The sequence below is a fragment of the Acinetobacter sp. FB genome, from assembly GCF_056033405.1.
In genome coordinates this window covers 2,952,300-2,971,094 of the sequence record NZ_CM148502.1, presented here as the reverse complement: position 1 = coordinate 2,971,094, position 18,795 = coordinate 2,952,300, and the positions used below count along the sequence as shown (strand labels likewise).

The window sequence follows — 18,795 nt, the reverse complement described above, 5'->3', positions numbered from 1 at the left end:
GAAATGAAAGTTATAGCCATAAAATGTGCTTTAATTTTGCAATCAAGTACTTTGTTTCATATATTTTTAATGGATTAGCTATCAATAAATTGCAAAAAAATTAAAGCTTTATTAAATGTAAAAAATATTGGGATTGAATAAAAAATATCATAAACTCAATTTTTATTTGCTTACTATAAAAAGAGAGCTTACATGCAAAGTAATAATCCAATTTTAACTCGGGTGGAAACCTATACTGATATAACTGAGCCAATGACCATTCAAGGTGCGATTCAAAAGTCAGTATTATTGACAGTGATTGCAGCTGTATTGGGAGTGGCACTATTTTTCTATTGTGCAATCACTGCTAATCTTTCAATTGCCTATGCTGCAACAATTGTTGGAATTATTGGTAGCTTAATTTTAGCTTTGATTACCACTTTCAAGTCAAATACTGCACCAGCTTTAGCAATTCCTTATGCATTATTTGAAGGTGCATTTTTAGGTGGTATCTCTTTTATTTTTCAACTGAAGTTTCCAGGTGTTCCTTTACAAGCTTTGCTTGCGACCTTTGTTACAACCTTGGTTTTATTCGCGTTATATAAATTCCAAATTATTCGTGCGACTGAAAAATTTAAGGCAATTGTAATTTCAGCTTCTATTGCGATTGCTTTAGTTTTTGTTGTGCAGATCGTTTTACGGTTAATCTTTGGCTCAAGTATTCCTTATATCTTTGAAAGCAATTGGTTGGGTATTGGTTTTGCTGCATTTGTTGCAGTAATTGCATCACTTAATCTGATTTTAGATTTTGATCTTATTGAAAATGCAGCAGCACAACGCGCTCCTAAAGCATTTGAATGGGTATGTGCGATTGCTTTACTTGCGACTTTAGTGTGGATGTACTATTCATTCATGCGCTTATTAAGCCTAATTCAAGGTGATGATTAAATTTAAATTAATATAAAACATAAATCGTCTTCACATGAAGGCGATTTTTTTATGCAAGATTGTAAAAAAGGTGGATTATGCAATTCCGAAAAATCAGGAATGTTGGCATGATGTGGTGAAAATTTTTCGAGTGAGAATAAGATGTCACAAGGACTTTTAGCTGGTAAGCGTTTTTTAATTGCTGGTATTGCAAGTAAATTATCAATTGCTTTCGGTATTGCGACAGCATTACACCGTGAAGGCGCAGAGTTAGCATTTACTTATCCAAATGAAAAGCTAAAAAAACGTGTTGATGACTTTGCAGCACAGTTTGGTTCAACCCTCGTTTTCCCTTGTGATGTAGCGATTGATGCAGAAATTGACAATACTTTTGTTGAGTTGGCAAAACACTGGGATGGTTTAGACGGTGTTGTGCATTCGATTGGTTTTGCACCTGCACATACACTAGATGGTGATTTTACCGATGTGACTGACCGTGATGGTTTCAAAATCGCACATGACATTAGCGCGTATAGCTTTGTTGCGATGGCGCGTGCTGCAAAACCTTTATTACAAGCACGTAAAGGTTGTTTATTAACCTTGACTTATCAAGGTTCTGAGCGTGTGATGCCAAACTATAACGTGATGGGCATGGCTAAAGCATCGTTAGAAGCGGGTGTGCGTTATTTAGCACTAAGCTTGGGTAAAGAGGGGATTCGTGTGAATGCGATCTCTGCTGGCCCAATTCGCACATTGGCTGCTTCAGGTATCAAATCATTCCGTAAAATGTTAGATGCTAATGAAAAGATTGCTCCGCTACAACGTAATGTGACGATTGAAGAAGTGGGTAATGCTGCATTGTTCCTTTGCTCACCATGGGCTTCTGGTATTACGGGTGAAATCTTATATGTTGATGGTGGTTTCAATACTGTAGGTATGAGCCAATCAATGATGGATGATGAATAATTAGATTAATCTAATTATTTAATAAAGCCGCTTTTATAGCGGCTTTATTTTTTAGAAGATAGTGAAATTATAAAAATGACAATCCATCTTTCGAACTCATTTATTATGGTTTTCTATACTGTTAAACCATTGTTCAGTATCTTTAGCGAATAAATATGCATTTGATTTTTTAATATGACTGATTACTTTGAATACATTTGGTTCAGTTATGCACTTTTGTTCAGGTATAAAAAATACACAAGAAATTTTTTGTGCAATATCAATAATCTGTTCAATATCTAAAACAAAATTGCCACGCATATCTATTCGAAACTGAATGTTTTCTAAGGCACTTTCTTCATACCATGCTTGGCAATCAGTTTTCTCTTCATCCCCGAAACTAACTAAGTCCTCATGCCATGATTTAGATAAGGCGTAATATTTTATAATTTCATCTTTTACATCATTTACTGGACGATTTTTCCAAGCAAAAGAGGTATCGTAATTACCATCTGCATCATAAAATCTAGAAACGTCTATCTCATTCGTATTGAAACAGCTTTGGGGAATTAAGCAGACTTTAAATTGCCATGCCGCCATAGAATTCTCACGTATTTAGTTTTGTCGATAAAACTATGATGATCCATTAATGAATTAATTGTAATACAGGATTCTGAGCACACAACTAGATTTAACTTATAGTAAATTTTTTCTATTTAAGAATCTGTTTGAAAATATGTACTAAGATATTCATCTGTTCTAATTTTAGTTTTGGTGTAGTTGATTGGTGGATACTCACAATGATTTTGAAAATACCACCACAGCAACTGTCCTTCAGCTTGCTTTAACGTTGAACCAAATCGACTAAAATCACAAACAGATATAGTGATGGGACCATACTCTTCAATAGCATGAGCATATTTTAGCGAGTTTGCCTTTGTTGTAATCCATTTGGCATGATCTCGATATCTAGCTGCAAATGAATGCTTGGTTTGTCCAATATATAAAATATTACTTAGACCTTTAAATCGTGGAAATTCCTGTGAAGTTCTCCATAAATAAACTATATTGCGATGCTTTCTTGCCTCATCAGATAATTGAACAGCTTCAAAACTACTCTTTGATAGGCAATCTATTTTTCCAGGTAGTATTATAAATTTGTCTAATTCATCATAAAAACTTTCTTTATCCATGATGTACTCTCTTTGTACTCGATTTCATTTACAGAAGACATTTACCCTATAAATAAAATTATATAACTATTAGGTTTTTATCTTATTTCTATTTATCTTACTCAGCATATAAAACAGCAGTATTTGCGTCAATATAAAAATGATGTGAAATAGAATTCTTTAAGTCTTCGATCTAATGCTTAATTCGGTGATGAGAAATTTACTGATCAATAAAATTAATCATTTGTCAGTTAATACTTTATATGCTAATTAATGCTGTTTTTTGTTTAATCGAAAATTCTAAAGAGAATGTCGATAGATGTATTATTTTTTAGCTTTCGGGGTAGGTTAAAACGTGAAGAAAATAGCTGTTGTTTTAGGATTAGTCATTCTTCTTTCACTTCAAGGTTGTGCCGCAGTGATGGCAAGTAACCAACCGCATAAAAAGAATCTGACGGTTTTAGAAGTGGGCAAACATCGAAATTATGTGATTTCTGAATTGGGCGCACCCATCACTTCCGAAACCGTAAATGGAGAACGTAAAGAGATTTATACTTTCCAGCAAGGCTACTCAAAAGCAGCTAGAATCAGCCGTACGCTATGGCACACGACTGCGGATATTGCCACCATTGGTCTATGGGAAGTGATTGGCTCTCCAACTGAGATGTATTTCAATGGTCAGAAACTTTCGTATGAAGTTGTTTTTGATGATCAGGACAAGATTAAACGTATTCAACAGATCCAGAATAATCCAGATCTAGTGAAAGAATAAGCGCGCAAAACAATAGCGCTAGAGCTATTGTTTTGGCAGTTCTTTCACAGGACTTCCGCCAAGTGCTTGCATTAATGTTACATAGGCATTGTATTGATTCTGCTTGGTTTCAACTAAGCTGAGTCGTGCATTGCGTGTGGTCTCTTGAGCATCAAGTAAATTCTTTAATGCAATCGCACCATTGCGATAACGCACTTCAGTTAAGCGTTCGGTTTTATCTGCTAACTCAAGATTGCGTTGCTGAAGCTGAACTTGTTGATTTAGCTGAGTGCGATTTGATAATGCATTTTCCACATCGGCAAAAGCTTGGTATAAAGTTTGACGATACTGTGTAATCGCTTTCTCATATTCAAGATCACTAATCGCAATATCTTTCTTCATATCATTATATTGAAGAAAAGGTAGGCTTAGACTTGCACCTAAAGTTAAAGCAGGGTTCTTTAACAGTTGTGTTAAAGAGGTACTAGATGAACCTAGATTTCCCGTCAAATTAATCGATGGATAATAGCTGGCTTTGGTTGCATCTTTATTGGCTAAGGTTTTGCGTAGGCGTAATTCAGACGCTTGTAAGTCTGGACGACGCGATAAAATATCCGCAGGGAGTCCGACCGCGATATTCGGAAGAGTATTGCGAGGTAGTTGTGTAGGCTCTTGAATATTCAGTTGTTGAACAGGTTCATGTAGCAATACAGCAATCGCAGTACGCGCTTCAACACGAAGCTGCTCAATTTGGCTTAAACTGGCTTTTTGGCTTTGCACCGATTGTTCCGCTTGAGTTAAATCTAAACCTGAAACAGCACCCGCTTTATACTGTGATTTCACCAAAGAATAGATTTTTTGGGTCGAAGCCAAGTTCTGCTGAATGGTTTGATAGCGTTCATTCAGATAGCCAAGTTGCCAATACAGTTTTGCTGTGGTTCCAACCAGACTTTGTGCTGTGGCTTGTAAATCTTGTTCAGTGGCTAAGGCTTCCCATTGACTTGCTTCCGTTTGATTGGCGAGCTTGCCAAATAAATCGAGTTCATAGCTAATACCGACACTGGTCGATAAACCACGGTCAGAGCCATCGCCGGAACGGAGGTCATAGTTATGACCTGCGGAAACACTAGAACTGGTTCGAATACCTTGTTTATTTTCAGCCAAACCTGCCTGTAAACGAGCTTGTTTAAGGGTAATCCCCGCAACAGTTAAATCACTATTTTTAGCGAGAACCTGATCGACCAATTGATTCAGTTGGGCATCGTTAAATAACGTCCACCATTGATCCGTTAGATTCACATTTTTACTTTTTTGTGCATCGTATTGGAACTGTTGTGGCACTTGTACTGTTGGTGCGTTATAGGGTGTTTTGACGACAGCAGAACAGCCAGCTAATGATGTGCTGAGACAAAGTGCAAGTGCGATTTTATGTTGTTTGAATAACATTGATCGTCATTCCCTTAATAATTTGAAAGAGCATGATTATCGAGACAGTGTCTTATCGAGTTCTCATCCATTTTCAGTTTAAGCCTTCGGCTCGACCTACCTTACGAAACGCTGTTTCTCATTTCGGGAAAAGTAGGCAAAACCATCGTCATCCGCAAAACCTGTTCTATTTTTTCATTTATCTAACTTCTCGCAGAAACAATATCTTGTTGATACTACGCAGGTTGCGGATGGCATTCCCGAGTATCTTATTCCTGAGATCAATTTTTGCTGGTTATTCTCTCGCTAAAGCCGCAACTGGATCGAGTTGTGCCGCATTTCGTGCTGGCAAAAAGCCAAAAACAATACCAATCATGCTTGAACACACAAAGGCCGCTACGATTGATGTAGTTGAATAACTCATTTCAATGATGCCTTTGGCAAAGTGCCCAATAATTTGCCCAATCCCTAAAGAGAGCAGCACACCAAGTACGCCGCCCAATAAGCAGACTAAAATTGCTTCAATCAGGAATTGCTGCAAAATGTCACTTTGTCGAGCTCCAACGGCCATACGTACGCCAATCTCTTGGGTTCGTTCGGTCACAGAAACCAGCATAATGTTCATAACCCCAATACCACCAACGACCAAAGAAATCACCGCGATTGCAGAAATTAACAGGGTCATGGTTGCCGTCGTCTGTTGGATGGTTTCACGAATACTGTCAGAGTTTTGGGTAAATACGTCCTGTGCGCCGTGACGTTGTTCGAGTAGAGTCAAAATGGCATTTTCAGCGGCACTACTCGGATATTCATCTTTAATACGAACAATAATGCTGCGTACATTAGACTGACCTAACATACGGCTCATGACTGTCGAATAAGGTAAGTAAACATTCAAGCTGTCAGAGTTGCCCATAAAGCCTTGTTGAGCATCAATCACACCAATAATACGGCTAGGTACACTGCCCAATAACAATACTTGACCAACGGGATTGGCCCCATCAGCAAAGAAGGTTTTTTCCGTATTAGTATCAATTACTACATCTTGGGCACGCTGAGTAACACTGTTTTTGTCAAAAGGCTGTCCTGATTTAAAGGTCATGCCACGGACATAGAAGAAATCAGCACTGACACCATTTACTGTTGCCGATGCTTCAGTGTCTTTGTAGCGTAGCGTCACACTGGTATTGGCGGATGGACTCACCCCATCCACGTAAGGCTGTTCCGCCAAAGCTTCTGCATCAGCAGGCACCAGTGTTTTGACTTGTGAAGCACGCGAGTTATCACCAAAGCCACGACCCTGATACACGGTAATGGTATTGGTACCGAGGCTACTGATATTTTCTAAAATTTGCTTTTGTGAGCCATTCCCCAACGCAACCACCGAGACCACGGATGCGATCCCGATAATAATTCCGAGCATGGTCAGGAACGTCCGCATACGGTGGGCATTCATGGCAAGCAGTGCCATACGGAATGCTTCACCGAGACGATCAAAGAAAGAGCGCCAAGCCGAGGTTTTCTTTTGTGGTGTGCGTTGTAGGGTCTGATGCTCTAAATCAGAATCGGCATTTTCAGGCACATTTGCACGGTCTGAAATAATATTACCGTCGCTGATCTCAATAATTCGGGTCGCATTTTGCGCGACATTGAGATCATGAGTGACCAGAATAATGGTATGGCCTTTGGCATTTAGCTCACGCAAAATGCGCATCACTTCAATACCACTATTCTTATCCAATGCACCTGTTGGCTCATCGGCAAGAATCACATCGCCGCCATTCATCAAGGCACGGGCGATGGAGACACGTTGTTGCTGACCACCAGATAGCTGACTTGGTCGATGATGTAAGCGTTCTTCAAGGCCTAGCTCAGACAACAATTTAGCAGAGCGTTCCTGACGAATATGGCTATCAACGCCTGCATAAATTGCAGGTACTTCAACATTACCGGAAGCACTCAAATCACCGAGTAAGTGATAACGCTGGAAAATAAAACCAAAATATTCACGGCGTAGTTGTGCAAGTTCATCTGGTTCCAGTTGGCGTGTTTCTCGACCATTGACCTTGTAACTCCCTGCGCTGGGCTTATCCAGACAACCCAAGATGTTCATCAGGGTCGATTTACCTGAGCCTGATTGTCCGACGATTGCAACCAACTCACCTGCATAAATTTTTAAATTAATGCCTTTGAGAATTTGTACTGTACCTTCACCCGCAGGGAACTCACGAGTGAGGTCATTAACCTCAAGTAATGGCTGTGAAGAATGCGTTTGATCTTGAGTCATATTACATTCTCATTGCACGTTGATTGCTACGTTTTGCTGATTCGTTTGAGCTATCAGTTGCATCTGCAATCACCACTTGATCACCTTGTTTTAAACCTCTCAGCACTTGCGCATTGACACGATTATTAAGGCCGATTAACACAGGTTGAGGTTGAGCAGTCCCATCCGCTTGTAACACACGAACCATTCCTGTAGATGCTTTACCTTGAGCAATTAACGCTTTTTCAGCTTCAGTCAAATCTAGGCGTTTAGGATGCTGCGCTTTCTGAGTATCTGTATTTTTTGCTTTATCTGTTGCAACCGAATTATTGCCATTTTCTTTTTTGTTTGAACGTCTAGTTTGGATGGCAGCGGCAGGAATTGTTAGTACATTTTTTGCTTCAGCTAAAACAATATAGACCTGTGCAGTCATATCAATACGTAACTTACCGTCTTCATTTGGAACATCAAACAAAGCGTTGTAGTACACGGCTGTGCTTGATGATGATGAACTGGTATTGGTTGTTTCAGTATTGATAGAGTTTGGTGCTGGCTCAACTTGACGTAGCTGTGCGTAATGTTTTTTGTCACTATTGCCTAATGTCGTGAAGTAAACGGTTTGACCTTTTTCAACTTTCATGACATCGGCTTCAGAAATTTGAGCCTTAATTGTCATCGTATCTAATTTCGCTAATTTCACAATTGTTGGCGCGGTTTGGTTGGCATTCACCGTTTGACCTTCTTCGGTCACAATGGCAACCACTGTCCCATCCATTGGTGCAACAATACTGGTATAACCTAAATTCTCTTGTGCAGTTGCGAGTGTTAAACGAGATTGTTCAATTTGCGCATTGATTGCTGCAATTTGAGCTTGTGCTGTTTTAAAGTTTGCTAGTGCTGTTTCAAGTTCTGCGCGTGAAGTTGCATCTTGGCTAAACATTGCCTGCTGGCGTTTATATTCAGCTTCAACTTTTGCTAAATTGGCTTGTTGTACCGCCAATTGAGCCTGTTGATTTTGAATATTCGCTTTGGCTGTTTTTAATTCGTTTTCTTGGCGAATCGAGTCGATTTGTGCAATCAGTTGACCTTGTTTGACTTGATCGCCTAACTGAACATACATTTTTTTCACTTGACCTGAAACCTGAGCACCCACACTGACCATCTTGGTTGCTTCAAGTACACCCGTTGCGAGTACTGAATCTTCAATATCACCTTTGGAAACTTCAGCACTAATATATTGTGGTGCTTGATCTTTAGGTTTAAAGAAAAACCATGCAACGGCTGCAATAATCGCGACACCGATAGCGATTATTATTATTTTACTTAATGGTATTTTTTTAGAACTTGTTTTTGGCATGGCAACAGATCGAAATTTGGAAACTCAAACCAGTATAAAAGCGAAATAAGGATAAAACGTGGATATTTTTAATCTAGAATGATAATTATTATCAAATTTTATTGAAATTATTCGACTAGAATCTGATAAATATTTTGAATACCAATGGCTGCATTTTCTGCGATTGAGACTCCTCCCTTGGATGGAAGCATTGCTTCACGAGGATTGATTCGGATGAGTTGTGGTGCGAAACGCTCACTGAAATAACGAACGGTTGGAATGGCTGTGCCTGCACCTATTTCAATGACAATAGATTGATTGTGGGCTTTTAAAAAATTTTCTAAGCGTCTCGCTTGTTGAGTGTGTCTTTGGCTGACCCAAGCATAATCATTAAACATCAAAATATTTGGGCGGGATAAATTTCCACAATGTGGGCATAGTGGGAGTTGTCCTAACCATTGACAATTTTGATGATCAATCTCAGGCGTTAATTCATTTGCTGACCATGTTGTGAGTTGGCAAGGTTCTGAGCATTGAAGATGGTGGATCGAGCCATGACACTCATAAATTTGGTTTGGATCAAAACCTGCTTTTTGAAATTGCCCATCAACATTCGAAGTAAATACAAAGTAGGGGAGGTCTAATTTTTCAGCGAGTTGTTTGAGTAAATTAAAACCTTGATGCGGCAAGGTTTGACGATATAGTGCCAAACGATGTCCATAAAAACCCCATGCTAAATTTGGCTGAAATTTAAATGCTGCTGGATTGGCTATTTTGGTAAAGTCGATACGTTGTTTACCCAATTCTGGATAAGCTCGCCACATGCCTTGATTGCCTCGAAAGTCGGGCAGACCTGAGTCAACGCCCATACCTGCACCCGCACTGATAATTAGGCTATCGGCTTTTGAGAATAAACTTTTAATTCTTTCAATTTCGATTGGGCTGAGTTGCTGCATGATCCGTATTCTTATCCTCTGTCATCGTATTTTATTGAGTTGATCTCAGTATAATTTACCCTAAAATTGAGAAATATTGAGTGAATTATAACTTTCTGGTGATGATTGAGCTAACGGCGATTGATGACCTATTGAGTTCTATCGAAGAGACGATCTTGATTTAGAAAAGATCGCGTTTATGTATTTAAAGTAGGTTGAATTACATTATTCATTAAAAATGAGTTACGTCTCTAATTTAGCCTTCTCAGCCTTTCCAAATTTTCATTAAAATAGTTATTTTAAAAATAATAATTATAAATTTCAATTTCTTACATTTATTTTTAATATAAGGTAAATAAATTTAATAAAACCTTAATTTTTTTATGGATTTAAGGTTGTAAAAATTGTAAGATCTAATTCCATATTTTTTTTATGGTTTTAATCTAAGCAATAAAGTCATAAAAAATATGTAAATAAGTACAAGTGATTTGATAGGAAAATTCACAGGGGAAATAAAATGGAATGGCAAGAAAGCTTTAATATCGGTATCGATGTAATTGATCATCAGCATCGCCAAATATTAGATTATATCAATAGATTAGAAGAAATTCGGGTGAGTGGTCATCGCTCTAAGATTCAAGAAGTATTGGAAGATCTGATTGATTACACGCAATCACATTTTAGCTTTGAAGAAAATTTATTAATGCAGGTCAATTATCAATATTTACCTTCGCATAAAGGTATACATGATTTATTTGTCAAAAGACTGAATGATTATCGTCAACGCTTTGAAAAAGGGGAAGCAGTTGAAAATGATTTATATCGATTACTCTCAAAATGGTTGATTAATCATATACAGCATGATGATCAGGATTATGTCGATGCTGTGCGTGATAATATGATTCGATATTTACGCACCCAAGAACAAACCAAAGGAAAGAGCTGGTTCTCTCGTATATTTAGTTAAAATTATGATGAAAACAGGCGGTTGCCACATAACTCTCCGACCGCCTGTAGCATAAGATGCTCTGAGTTTTCTTTAGACATCCCTTTGATTGCAGCATCAATGCGCAACAATAGTTCAGGCCAAAGCAAGAACTGTCTTGGATTTAGACGACGTAAAGCTTGTTGATATTCGGATACTTTAGTTTTCCAAATACCAATTTGTATCGCATTATGGGGCTGCTCAAAGAGTTGCATCAGAAGACGCATTTCTTTATTCAATGTCCACAAAATTAGACTGTCAGGTTCACCAGCCGCAATCAAATATTGATAAATCTTAATGGATTGCGCCAAGTTACCAGCAAGTAGTGCATCGCTCAGATCATAAGTGGTATAACGTGACTGATCTTGCAAACAAGCATATAGCTGTTCAATCTGAATTTTTTGTATATCAGGAAAGGTATCTGCTACACGCATTAGGCTGTTTTTCGCAGCCAATAGATTATGTTCATGATGCTGCATCAGCCATTGCCAAGCATCATGATCCAGTTGAATGCCTAATTTTTCTGCTTCTAAATTTAAGATTTTTTGTCGGTCTTGTGGATAGGTTGCGGTCAAAGAAACTACAACACCATTGGCCTCCACGACTTGGAAAAAGGCAGACTTTAAACTGCTGCTGTCTTGTTTAGGCAAAACGATCAGCAATAAGTTATGTTCATTATGTTGAATATAGTGTTTAAGCAGTTTTAAGCCGTTGGCATCGGGCTTGATATTGCCATGTACTTCAATGGCGAGTTGCTGAGAAAACAGCGATAAGCTATTCAGCGCATTAAAAACATTTTTCCAATCATTGACGCTACTGATGTCATAACGCTGACGTTCAACTTCATGCTGTTGCCAACTTTTACGAAAAGCATCAAGTAAGTTTTGCTCAAGTAAAGGTTCTTGCCCATGAATGATCCATGCACCACGGGCTTCTGCAATACGTTTTAATGCTTGAACATAATCTAACTTCATAAAAAAATTATGGTTGAGCTTTGGGTAAACGATTCGCTGCAATTTGACGCGTAATTTGCTGGGCAATATCATCAATAATGATACGGTTCAGATACGCTTCTTGTTGGTTATCTGTATTTACAGTTGCCACATCATATTGATACGTGCGAGATGCAGTGAGTGTACGTGGTTCTGTGATTTTATTGCCTTGACGATCTTCAATTTGGAAAGTCACGGTTAAACGCAATAGTACTTCAGTCAATTTACCATTCAATAACTGGCGACGAGGAGTATAATCTAAGATACGAAGTACATAGGCATCATTGGCATTACTGAGTTGTACGCCCGTAGCACTGAGATAGATGCTGAGACGATTCTCGAGTTCATCGGTATTGTCAGGTAAAACCAAAGTTAGTTTGTTATAAACCAATGGTGTTGCCGTTGGATAGCTTCCCTTTAAATGAAAGCCACAGCCAACTAAGCCTGCACTTAGACCTAAAGTTAAAACAATAGCAGCTAAACGTTGTGCTAAGTGCATATTTATTCCTCTAATCAAATCTATTCTAATTCCTCTTTGGTAGAGGATTAAAACCTCTCTTATATTTAAGAGAGGTTAGAAAGAATTATTAAACAACTAAATTAACAAGTTTATTTGGCACTACAATTTCTTTCTTGGTTGGACCAGTCAAGAATTGCTGAACTTCTGGCAGTGCTTTTGCCAAAGCCAATAACTCATCTTTTGAGATATCGACTGCGACGTCTAACTTACCACGAAGTTTCCCATTCACTTGTACAACAATCGTTTGCGTATTACGGGTTAACGCTGACTCATCCACTTGTGGGAACAGTGTCGTATTAATATCAATACTAAACTGTGCTAAAAGTGTTTGACTTAAATGTGGTGCAAATGGGGCAAGTAAAGTCAATAAAGTTGTAATAGCTTCACGTGCAACTGCTACATCATTGTCATCTTTTGCTTCAAACTTATTAGTCGCATTCAATAATTCCATCAATGCTGCAATAGAAGTATTGAAAGCATGGCGACGCTCGATGTCATCACCCACTTTTTGAATGGTTTCATGGGTTTTACGACGTAAATCTTGCGCATCTGTAGAAAGATTCGCGCTATCGATTGCCGTTGCCTGATTGCCTTTTTCTAAGAAACCAGCAGCCAAGCGCCATACACGTTTCAAGAAGCGGTTAGCCCCTTCAACACCTGCATCTGACCATTCTAAAGATTGATCAGGTGGGGCAGCGAACATCATAAAGACACGTGCGGTATCTGCGCCGTATTGGTCGATAATCGCTTGTGGATCAATACCATTGTTTTTCGACTTAGACATTTTTTCTTGTCCGCCGATCACAACTTCCTGACCATCACCTGAATATTTCGCTGAAAGGATACGACCTTTCTCATCACGCTCTAATTCGATGTCAGCAGGGTTAAACCAAGTTTTCTTGCCACTCTCTGCTTCACGGTAGAAGGTGTCTGCCAACACCATGCCTTGAGTGAGCAAGTTGGTGAATGGTTCATTGCCTTGTACTACGCCTTCATCACGCATCAATTTATGGAAGAAACGTGCATAAAGTAAGTGCAGAATTGCGTGCTCTACACCACCGATATATTGGTTCACTGGTAGCCAGCTTTGCGCCGCTTCTGGTTTAACCATCCCGCCAGTAAAGTCTGGAGATGCATAACGCGCATAGTACCAAGATGATTCTACAAAGGTATCTAAGGTATCTGTTTCACGACGTGCATCGCCGCCACAGCTTGGGCATTTGGTTTCATAGAATTCAGGCATCTTGTTCAATGGGTTACCAGAACCGTCTGGAACCACATCCGTCGGTAATACCACTGGCAATTGATCTTCTGGCACTGGGACTTGACCACAGTTGTTACAGTTGATCATTGGAATTGGACAACCCCAATAACGCTGACGAGAAACACCCCAGTCACGTAAACGGAATTGAACCTTAGCATTCGCTAGAGTTTGTGGTTCTAATTTTGCAAGGAAAGCATCAAAAGCGGCTTGGAATGCTAAACCATTAAACTCACCAGAATTCACCAATTTGCCATCTTTAGAACCGTACCATTCTTGCCATTCAGTTGCTGAATATTCAGCATCATCAGCGCCTTTAGCATCGATGACTTGCTTGATTGGCAAGTTGAATTTATTGGCAAATTCAAAATCACGCTCATCATGTGCAGGAACCGCCATCACAGCGCCTGAACCGTAAGACATCAATACATAGTTGGCAATCCAAACAGGGAGATCTTCACCTGTAACTGGATGCTTAACAGACAAGCCGGTTGCCATACCTTTCTTTTCAGCAGTGGCGAGATCAGCTTCTGCAACTGAACCCATACGGCATTCTTCAATAAATGCAGCAAGTTCAGGATTGTTTTCAGCCGCTGTAAGCGCCATTGGGTGTTCTGCTGCAACGGCAACATAAGTCACACCCATTAATGTATCAGCACGCGTAGTATAAACAGTTAAACCATCTGCATAGACTTCAGTATTCGCAGAAGGGAAGGTAATTTCCATCCCTGTAGAACGACCAATCCAGTTACGTTGCATGGTCAAGACCTGTTGTGGCCAACCATCTTTTAATGTGTCTAAATCATCTAATAATTCTTGTGCATAGTCGGTGATGCGGAAGTAGTACATTGGAATATCACGTTTTTCAACCAATGCACCTGAACGCCAGCCACGACCATTTTCAACTTGCTCGTTGGCTAACACGGTCTGGTCTACAGGATCCCAGTTCACTGTTGAAAGCTTACGATAGATCAAGCCTTTCTTATAAAGTTGTACGAATAACCATTGTTCCCAGTGGTAGTATTCTGGTGTACAGGTCGCAAATTCACGATCCCAATCGACAGACAAGCCCAATTTTTTTAATTGGTCACGCATGTACGCGATGTTTTCAAAAGTCCATTTTGCTGGTGCAACTTGATGAGCAATCGCTGCATTTTCAGCAGGCAAACCAAACGCATCCCAACCCATTGGCTGTAACACTGTTTCACCTTTTAGACGGTAAAAACGGCTGATCACGTCACCAATGGTGTAGTTACGCACATGCCCCATATGCAGTTTGCCACTTGGGTAGGGAAACATCGATAGGATATAGCGATGTTTGCCTTCTTCAGTGTCTGCAACTTTAAAAACTTTGCGATTGTCCCAGTCTTGTTGAACTTGAGGCTCAATGGCACTTGCTTGATATTCGGAGTCAATGTGAGAAGTCGTCATAGGGATATGCGATACAACAAAAATTAAAGTTAAGATTGCCGCACAGCATAGCGCAAAATAGGGGGCAATGTCAGTTTTTAGAGCAAGATTTTATCTTCTGGTTTTGAGTATCAGTAATTATAAATTAGATACTTTTATCGATTTGATAATCTTGAATTTGCTAACTTCTCTTTTTTCTGGAGATATTCTGATTCTAAAGAGGATCTAAGATCTTGTTCCGTCAGTGAACCGAACATGTCTATATAAGGATTGGTGCGTTTCTCCTTAGAGTAATCTTGCATTCCTTTTCGTACTTTTGCTTCAATTTCAGCCCGTTCTTTTGCTGTAAATTTATCTTTTGGAGTTACTGGAAATGGTGGCTGATTGAGATTTTGAACTGGTTTATTATCTGAAAGTTGTTTTTTAGTTTGTTCTAAACTGTTGCTATATGTGGATACAGAGCCTAACTTTTTCGCACTTGAGGGTGGAGGTGTTGCTGAATAATGAGTTGAGCCACTCGCGTCGACCCATTTATAAAAATCTTGAGGGTAGGTTGTAGCTGGATAAATAGATAATATTAATGTGATTACAGCATGTTGTTGGAAAAGAGTTTTTGTCATAAATATTCGTATTTTAAAAAATTGAATAAAGTGGTGATATTAGAGTCACCATTTTATTCAATTATATTAAAAGAATCTAAAGATTTGGTTTTACTCTAACTGGTGCTGTAGTTTGAGTTTGAACAGGTGCAGTAGTAGCTGGAGTTTGAGAAGCTACATTCGTTGAAGGTTGACCAAAGCTTTGAGGTGATTGTGTTTCAGAAGATGGTTGATTTTCGTTTTGAGGTTGCTGTGCTTTCGGTGGGTTTGTATTTTGAGTGCTACTTCCATAAGTGGAAATTTTATCTAATCGTTTTGCTCCTTTTGGTGGAGGGGTTGTGGTGTAATGGGTTGAACCATTAGCATCCATCCATTTGTAGTACTGCTGAGCATAATTTTGGCTAGAACAAAGAAGCAGAGTCGTAGTTGCAACAGCGTATAGGCTTGTTTTTAAATATGATGGTTTCATAATTTGATCTCCCCAAAAGAATTCCGTCTATATTCGATCAAAATGTTTGAATTAGCCAATCACAATGCCTATTTTTGTATAAAAAGAAAATATTTTTTTGATAAATGGGCATTTGGATCGATAAATCAGCTTGAGCTGAGAGATTAAAAAAACAACAGCTAAAAATTATTCTAAAAAAACCTTTTCTTTATTCTTGACTTTGTGTATGAAAGCAACAAAAATGCTTGCTTAGTTTTATATGCGCTTATTTGATCACCCTTCGAATAAATGTCATGGTTTGCAATGGACATTCTTTCTAGCCGAGAGAATGATTTTTTGAAATATGTTTATCCCAACATGTTTTGATTCGAGATGTAATAACAGCTTATACGGCTGATGAGTCAGAAAATTTTTCCTATTGCAGCAAAAACGAGTAGAATACGCACACTTAGAAAAGTGCATAAGTTAATGAATGAAAATACAATTTATGTCTCCCATAAATTGTACTAACACTAGGGTGAATCACGTTGGAACTTTTATCTGGTGGTGAAATGCTCGTTCGTGCGCTTGCGGACGAAGGCGTAGAGCATGTTTTTGGTTATCCAGGCGGCGCAGTTTTACATATTTATGATGCGCTTTTTCAACAAGACAAAATTAATCATTACCTTGTACGTCATGAGCAAGCTGCTGGTCATATGGCAGATGCATACTCGCGTGTAACTGGTAAAACAGGTGTTGTTCTTGTGACTTCTGGTCCAGGCGCAACAAATACTGTTACTCCTATTGCAACTGCCTATATGGACTCAATCCCAATGGTGATTTTGTCAGGACAAGTTGCAAGTCACCTAATTGGTGAAGATGCATTCCAAGAAACAGATATGGTTGGTATTTCTCGTCCAATCGTAAAACACAGTTTCCAAGTGCGTCACGCCAGCGAAATTCCTGCAATTATTAAGAAAGCATTTTATATCGCTTCCTCTGGTCGTCCAGGCCCAGTTGTTGTTGATATTCCTAAGGATGCCACGAATCCAGCAGAAAAATTTGCCTACGAATATCCTGAAAAAGTGAAGATGCGTTCATATCAACCACCTTCACGTGGACATTCAGGTCAAATCCGCAAAGCGATTGATGAGCTCATTACTGCTAAACGCCCAATTATTTATACGGGCGGTGGCGTTGTTCAAGGTAATGCTTCTGCATTATTGACTGAACTTGCACATTTATTGGGTTATCCAGTAACCAATACTTTAATGGGCTTAGGTGCTTTCCCTGGCAATGATCCACAGTTTGTAGGCATGTTAGGGATGCATGGTACCTATGAAGCCAATATGACGATGCACAATGCAGACGTGATTTTGGCCATTGGTGCACGTTTCGATGACCGTGTAACCAATAACCCTGCGAAATTCTGTTTAAATGCCAAAGTTATTCATATTGATGTAGATCCAGCGACCATTTCTAAAACGATCATGGCGCACATTCCTATCGTTGGTGCGGTTGAGCCAGTTCTTCAAGAAATGTTAGCTCAGCTTAAACAGATGAATGTGTCTAAGCCAAATCCTGAAGCAATTGCTGAATGGTGGTCTCAGATTAATGAGTGGCGTAAAGTTCATGGCTTACGCTATGAAGCTGCTCAAAATGGTGAAATGAAACCACAACAAGTGGTGGAAGCGCTTGATCGTGTGACCAATGGTGAAGCAATCATTACGTCTGACGTAGGTCAGCACCAAATGTTTGGCGCAAATTACTACAAATACAAACGTCCACGCCAATGGATTAACTCTGGTGGTCTAGGCACTATGGGTGTTGGTTTACCGTATGCAATGGCAGCGAAGCTTGCATTCCCAGATCAACAAGTCGTGTGTATTACAGGTGAAGCATCAATTCAGATGTGTATCCAAGAATTATCAACATGTAAGCAATATGGCTTAAATGTGAAAATTCTTTGCTTGAATAACCAAGCTTTAGGCATGGTGAAGCAGTGGCAAGACATGAACTATGAAGGGCGTCATTCAAGCTCTTATGTAGATTCTTTACCTGATTTTGCAAAATTGATGGAAGCTTATGGTCACGTAGGTATTCAAATCAATCATGCAGATGAATTGGAATCTAAACTGGCTGAAGCAATGGCAATTAATGATAAATGTGTATTCATTAATGTCATGGTTGATCGTACAGAACATGTTTATCCAATGTTGATTGCAGGTCAATCGATGAAAGATATGTGGTTAGGTAAAGGGGAGCGCACATAATGAGACATATTATTTCTGTACTCGTTGAAAATGAAGCTGGTGCGCTTTCTCGTCTTGTGGGTTTATTTAGCCAACGTGGTTACAACATCGAGACACTCAATGTTGCACCTACTGAAGATGAGACTTTATCTCGCTTGACACTCACCACTTATGGTGATGATCACAAAATTGAGCAAATCACGAAACAACTCAACAAATTGGTTGAAGTAGTTAAAGTAGTTGATTTATCAGAAGGTTCACATATTGAGCGTGAATTGATGTTGATCAAAGTTAAAGCGCTCGGTGCTGCTCGTGCTGAAATTAAACGTACAGCAGACATCTTCCGTGCCCAAATCGTTGATGTAACACCTACCACTTATACGATTCAAATCGCTGGTACGACTGAAAAGATTGATGGTTTTATTGATGCACTTGCTGAAAATACCATTTTAGAAGTTGTACGTTCAGGTGTATCAGGCATCGCACGTGGTGAAAAAGTTTTAAGTATTTAATAGCTTCCCTAATTCTTCATATAGAAATGCAAGAATTGGAAAGTTTCAAAGGATCTATCCTTGTATAACAAGGGAAATGACAAAAATTTTAGCGGAGAAAA

Annotated in this window: 17 protein-coding genes; 6 read left to right on the top strand and 11 right to left on the bottom strand. The window is 39.1% G+C overall.

The annotated features are described in order from the left end of the window. The first annotated feature begins 192 nt into the window (after positions 1-192). Both AC0JIQ_RS14135 and AC0JIQ_RS14130 read left to right on the top strand, forming a co-directional pair. A complete protein-coding gene (locus AC0JIQ_RS14135) occupies positions 193-927 on the top strand; it encodes a Bax inhibitor-1/YccA family protein (RefSeq protein ID WP_474202014.1) in 735 nt (244 codons plus the stop codon). A gap of 141 nt (positions 928-1,068) precedes the next feature. After that, positions 1,069-1,872 (top strand): enoyl-ACP reductase FabI, encoded by an 804-nt coding sequence (locus AC0JIQ_RS14130; protein ID WP_269228892.1) that lies wholly within the window; start codon positions 1,069-1,071, stop codon positions 1,870-1,872. Positions 1,873-1,968: 96 nt separating this feature from the next. Here the strand turns inward: AC0JIQ_RS14130 and AC0JIQ_RS14125 are convergent, their stop codons facing one another. Next, the gene (locus tag AC0JIQ_RS14125) at positions 1,969-2,451 is read right to left on the bottom strand and encodes a hypothetical protein (protein ID WP_474202013.1); all 483 of its coding nucleotides are present in this window, start codon (positions 2,449-2,451) and stop codon (positions 1,969-1,971) included. A 116-nt stretch (positions 2,452-2,567) separates the two neighbouring features. Next, positions 2,568-3,044, bottom strand: coding sequence for a hypothetical protein (locus AC0JIQ_RS14120; RefSeq protein WP_314369960.1), 477 nt, complete (start codon positions 3,042-3,044; stop codon positions 2,568-2,570). A 334-nt stretch (positions 3,045-3,378) separates the two neighbouring features. Here AC0JIQ_RS14120 and AC0JIQ_RS14115 point away from each other — a divergent pair, with 334 nt between their 5' ends. Next, on the top strand, positions 3,379-3,795 hold the full coding sequence (locus tag AC0JIQ_RS14115; protein WP_474202012.1) for a hypothetical protein: 417 nt from the start codon (positions 3,379-3,381) through the stop codon (positions 3,793-3,795). 24 nt (positions 3,796-3,819) lie between these two features. Here the strand turns inward: AC0JIQ_RS14115 and AC0JIQ_RS14110 are convergent, their stop codons facing one another. The 4 genes from AC0JIQ_RS14110 to AC0JIQ_RS14095 form a co-directional block, all read right to left on the bottom strand. Next, complete coding sequence (locus AC0JIQ_RS14110; RefSeq protein WP_474202011.1) at positions 3,820-5,220, bottom strand: efflux transporter outer membrane subunit; 1,401 nt, start codon at positions 5,218-5,220, stop codon at positions 3,820-3,822. 274 nt (positions 5,221-5,494) lie between these two features. Continuing rightward, positions 5,495-7,486, bottom strand: coding sequence for a MacB family efflux pump subunit (locus AC0JIQ_RS14105; protein WP_474202010.1), 1,992 nt, complete (start codon positions 7,484-7,486; stop codon positions 5,495-5,497). Position 7,487: 1 nt separating this feature from the next. Further along, positions 7,488-8,822 carry a MacA family efflux pump subunit gene (locus tag AC0JIQ_RS14100; protein ID WP_474202009.1) on the bottom strand — a complete coding sequence of 445 codons (1,335 nt, stop codon included), beginning with the start codon at positions 8,820-8,822 and terminating at the stop codon, positions 7,488-7,490. 107 nt (positions 8,823-8,929) lie between these two features. Beyond that, the gene (locus AC0JIQ_RS14095; protein WP_474202008.1) at positions 8,930-9,757 is read right to left on the bottom strand and encodes an SIR2 family NAD-dependent protein deacylase; all 828 of its coding nucleotides are present in this window, start codon (positions 9,755-9,757) and stop codon (positions 8,930-8,932) included. A 496-nt stretch (positions 9,758-10,253) separates the two neighbouring features. Between AC0JIQ_RS14095 and AC0JIQ_RS14090 the strand changes: the two genes are divergently transcribed. Beyond that, positions 10,254-10,703, top strand: a complete 450-nt coding sequence (locus tag AC0JIQ_RS14090) for a bacteriohemerythrin (protein ID WP_004659048.1) — start codon at positions 10,254-10,256, stop codon at positions 10,701-10,703. A gap of 2 nt (positions 10,704-10,705) precedes the next feature. Here AC0JIQ_RS14090 and holA read toward each other — a convergent pair whose 3' ends face one another. The 5 genes from holA to AC0JIQ_RS14065 form a co-directional block, all read right to left on the bottom strand. Further along, positions 10,706-11,695: a DNA polymerase III subunit delta gene (gene holA / locus AC0JIQ_RS14085; RefSeq protein ID WP_474202007.1), complete on the bottom strand. Its 990-nt coding sequence runs from the start codon at positions 11,693-11,695 to the stop codon at positions 10,706-10,708. Between the two features lie 7 nt (positions 11,696-11,702). Then, a complete protein-coding gene (locus tag AC0JIQ_RS14080; RefSeq protein WP_005218406.1) occupies positions 11,703-12,212 on the bottom strand; it encodes an LPS-assembly lipoprotein LptE in 510 nt (169 codons plus the stop codon). An 88-nt stretch (positions 12,213-12,300) separates the two neighbouring features. Further along, a complete protein-coding gene (gene leuS / locus AC0JIQ_RS14075; protein ID WP_474202006.1) occupies positions 12,301-14,925 on the bottom strand; it encodes a leucine--tRNA ligase in 2,625 nt (874 codons plus the stop codon). A 134-nt stretch (positions 14,926-15,059) separates the two neighbouring features. Further along, entirely contained in the window at positions 15,060-15,524 is a 465-nt protein-coding gene (locus AC0JIQ_RS14070) for a DUF4124 domain-containing protein (protein ID WP_474202005.1), read from the bottom strand. Between the two features lie 76 nt (positions 15,525-15,600). After that, positions 15,601-15,972, bottom strand: coding sequence for a DUF4124 domain-containing protein (locus AC0JIQ_RS14065; protein WP_474202004.1), 372 nt, complete (start codon positions 15,970-15,972; stop codon positions 15,601-15,603). Between the two features lie 506 nt (positions 15,973-16,478). Here AC0JIQ_RS14065 and AC0JIQ_RS14060 point away from each other — a divergent pair. Together AC0JIQ_RS14060 and ilvN are read left to right on the top strand one after the other, a co-directional pair. Beyond that, positions 16,479-18,203: an acetolactate synthase 3 large subunit gene (locus AC0JIQ_RS14060; RefSeq protein ID WP_046738168.1), complete on the top strand. Its 1,725-nt coding sequence runs from the start codon at positions 16,479-16,481 to the stop codon at positions 18,201-18,203. After that, on the top strand, positions 18,203-18,694 hold the full coding sequence (gene ilvN / locus AC0JIQ_RS14055; protein ID WP_004659027.1) for an acetolactate synthase small subunit: 492 nt from the start codon (positions 18,203-18,205) through the stop codon (positions 18,692-18,694). The genes AC0JIQ_RS14060 and ilvN overlap by 1 nt, the downstream gene beginning before the upstream one ends. The last annotated feature ends 101 nt before the right edge of the window (positions 18,695-18,795 follow it).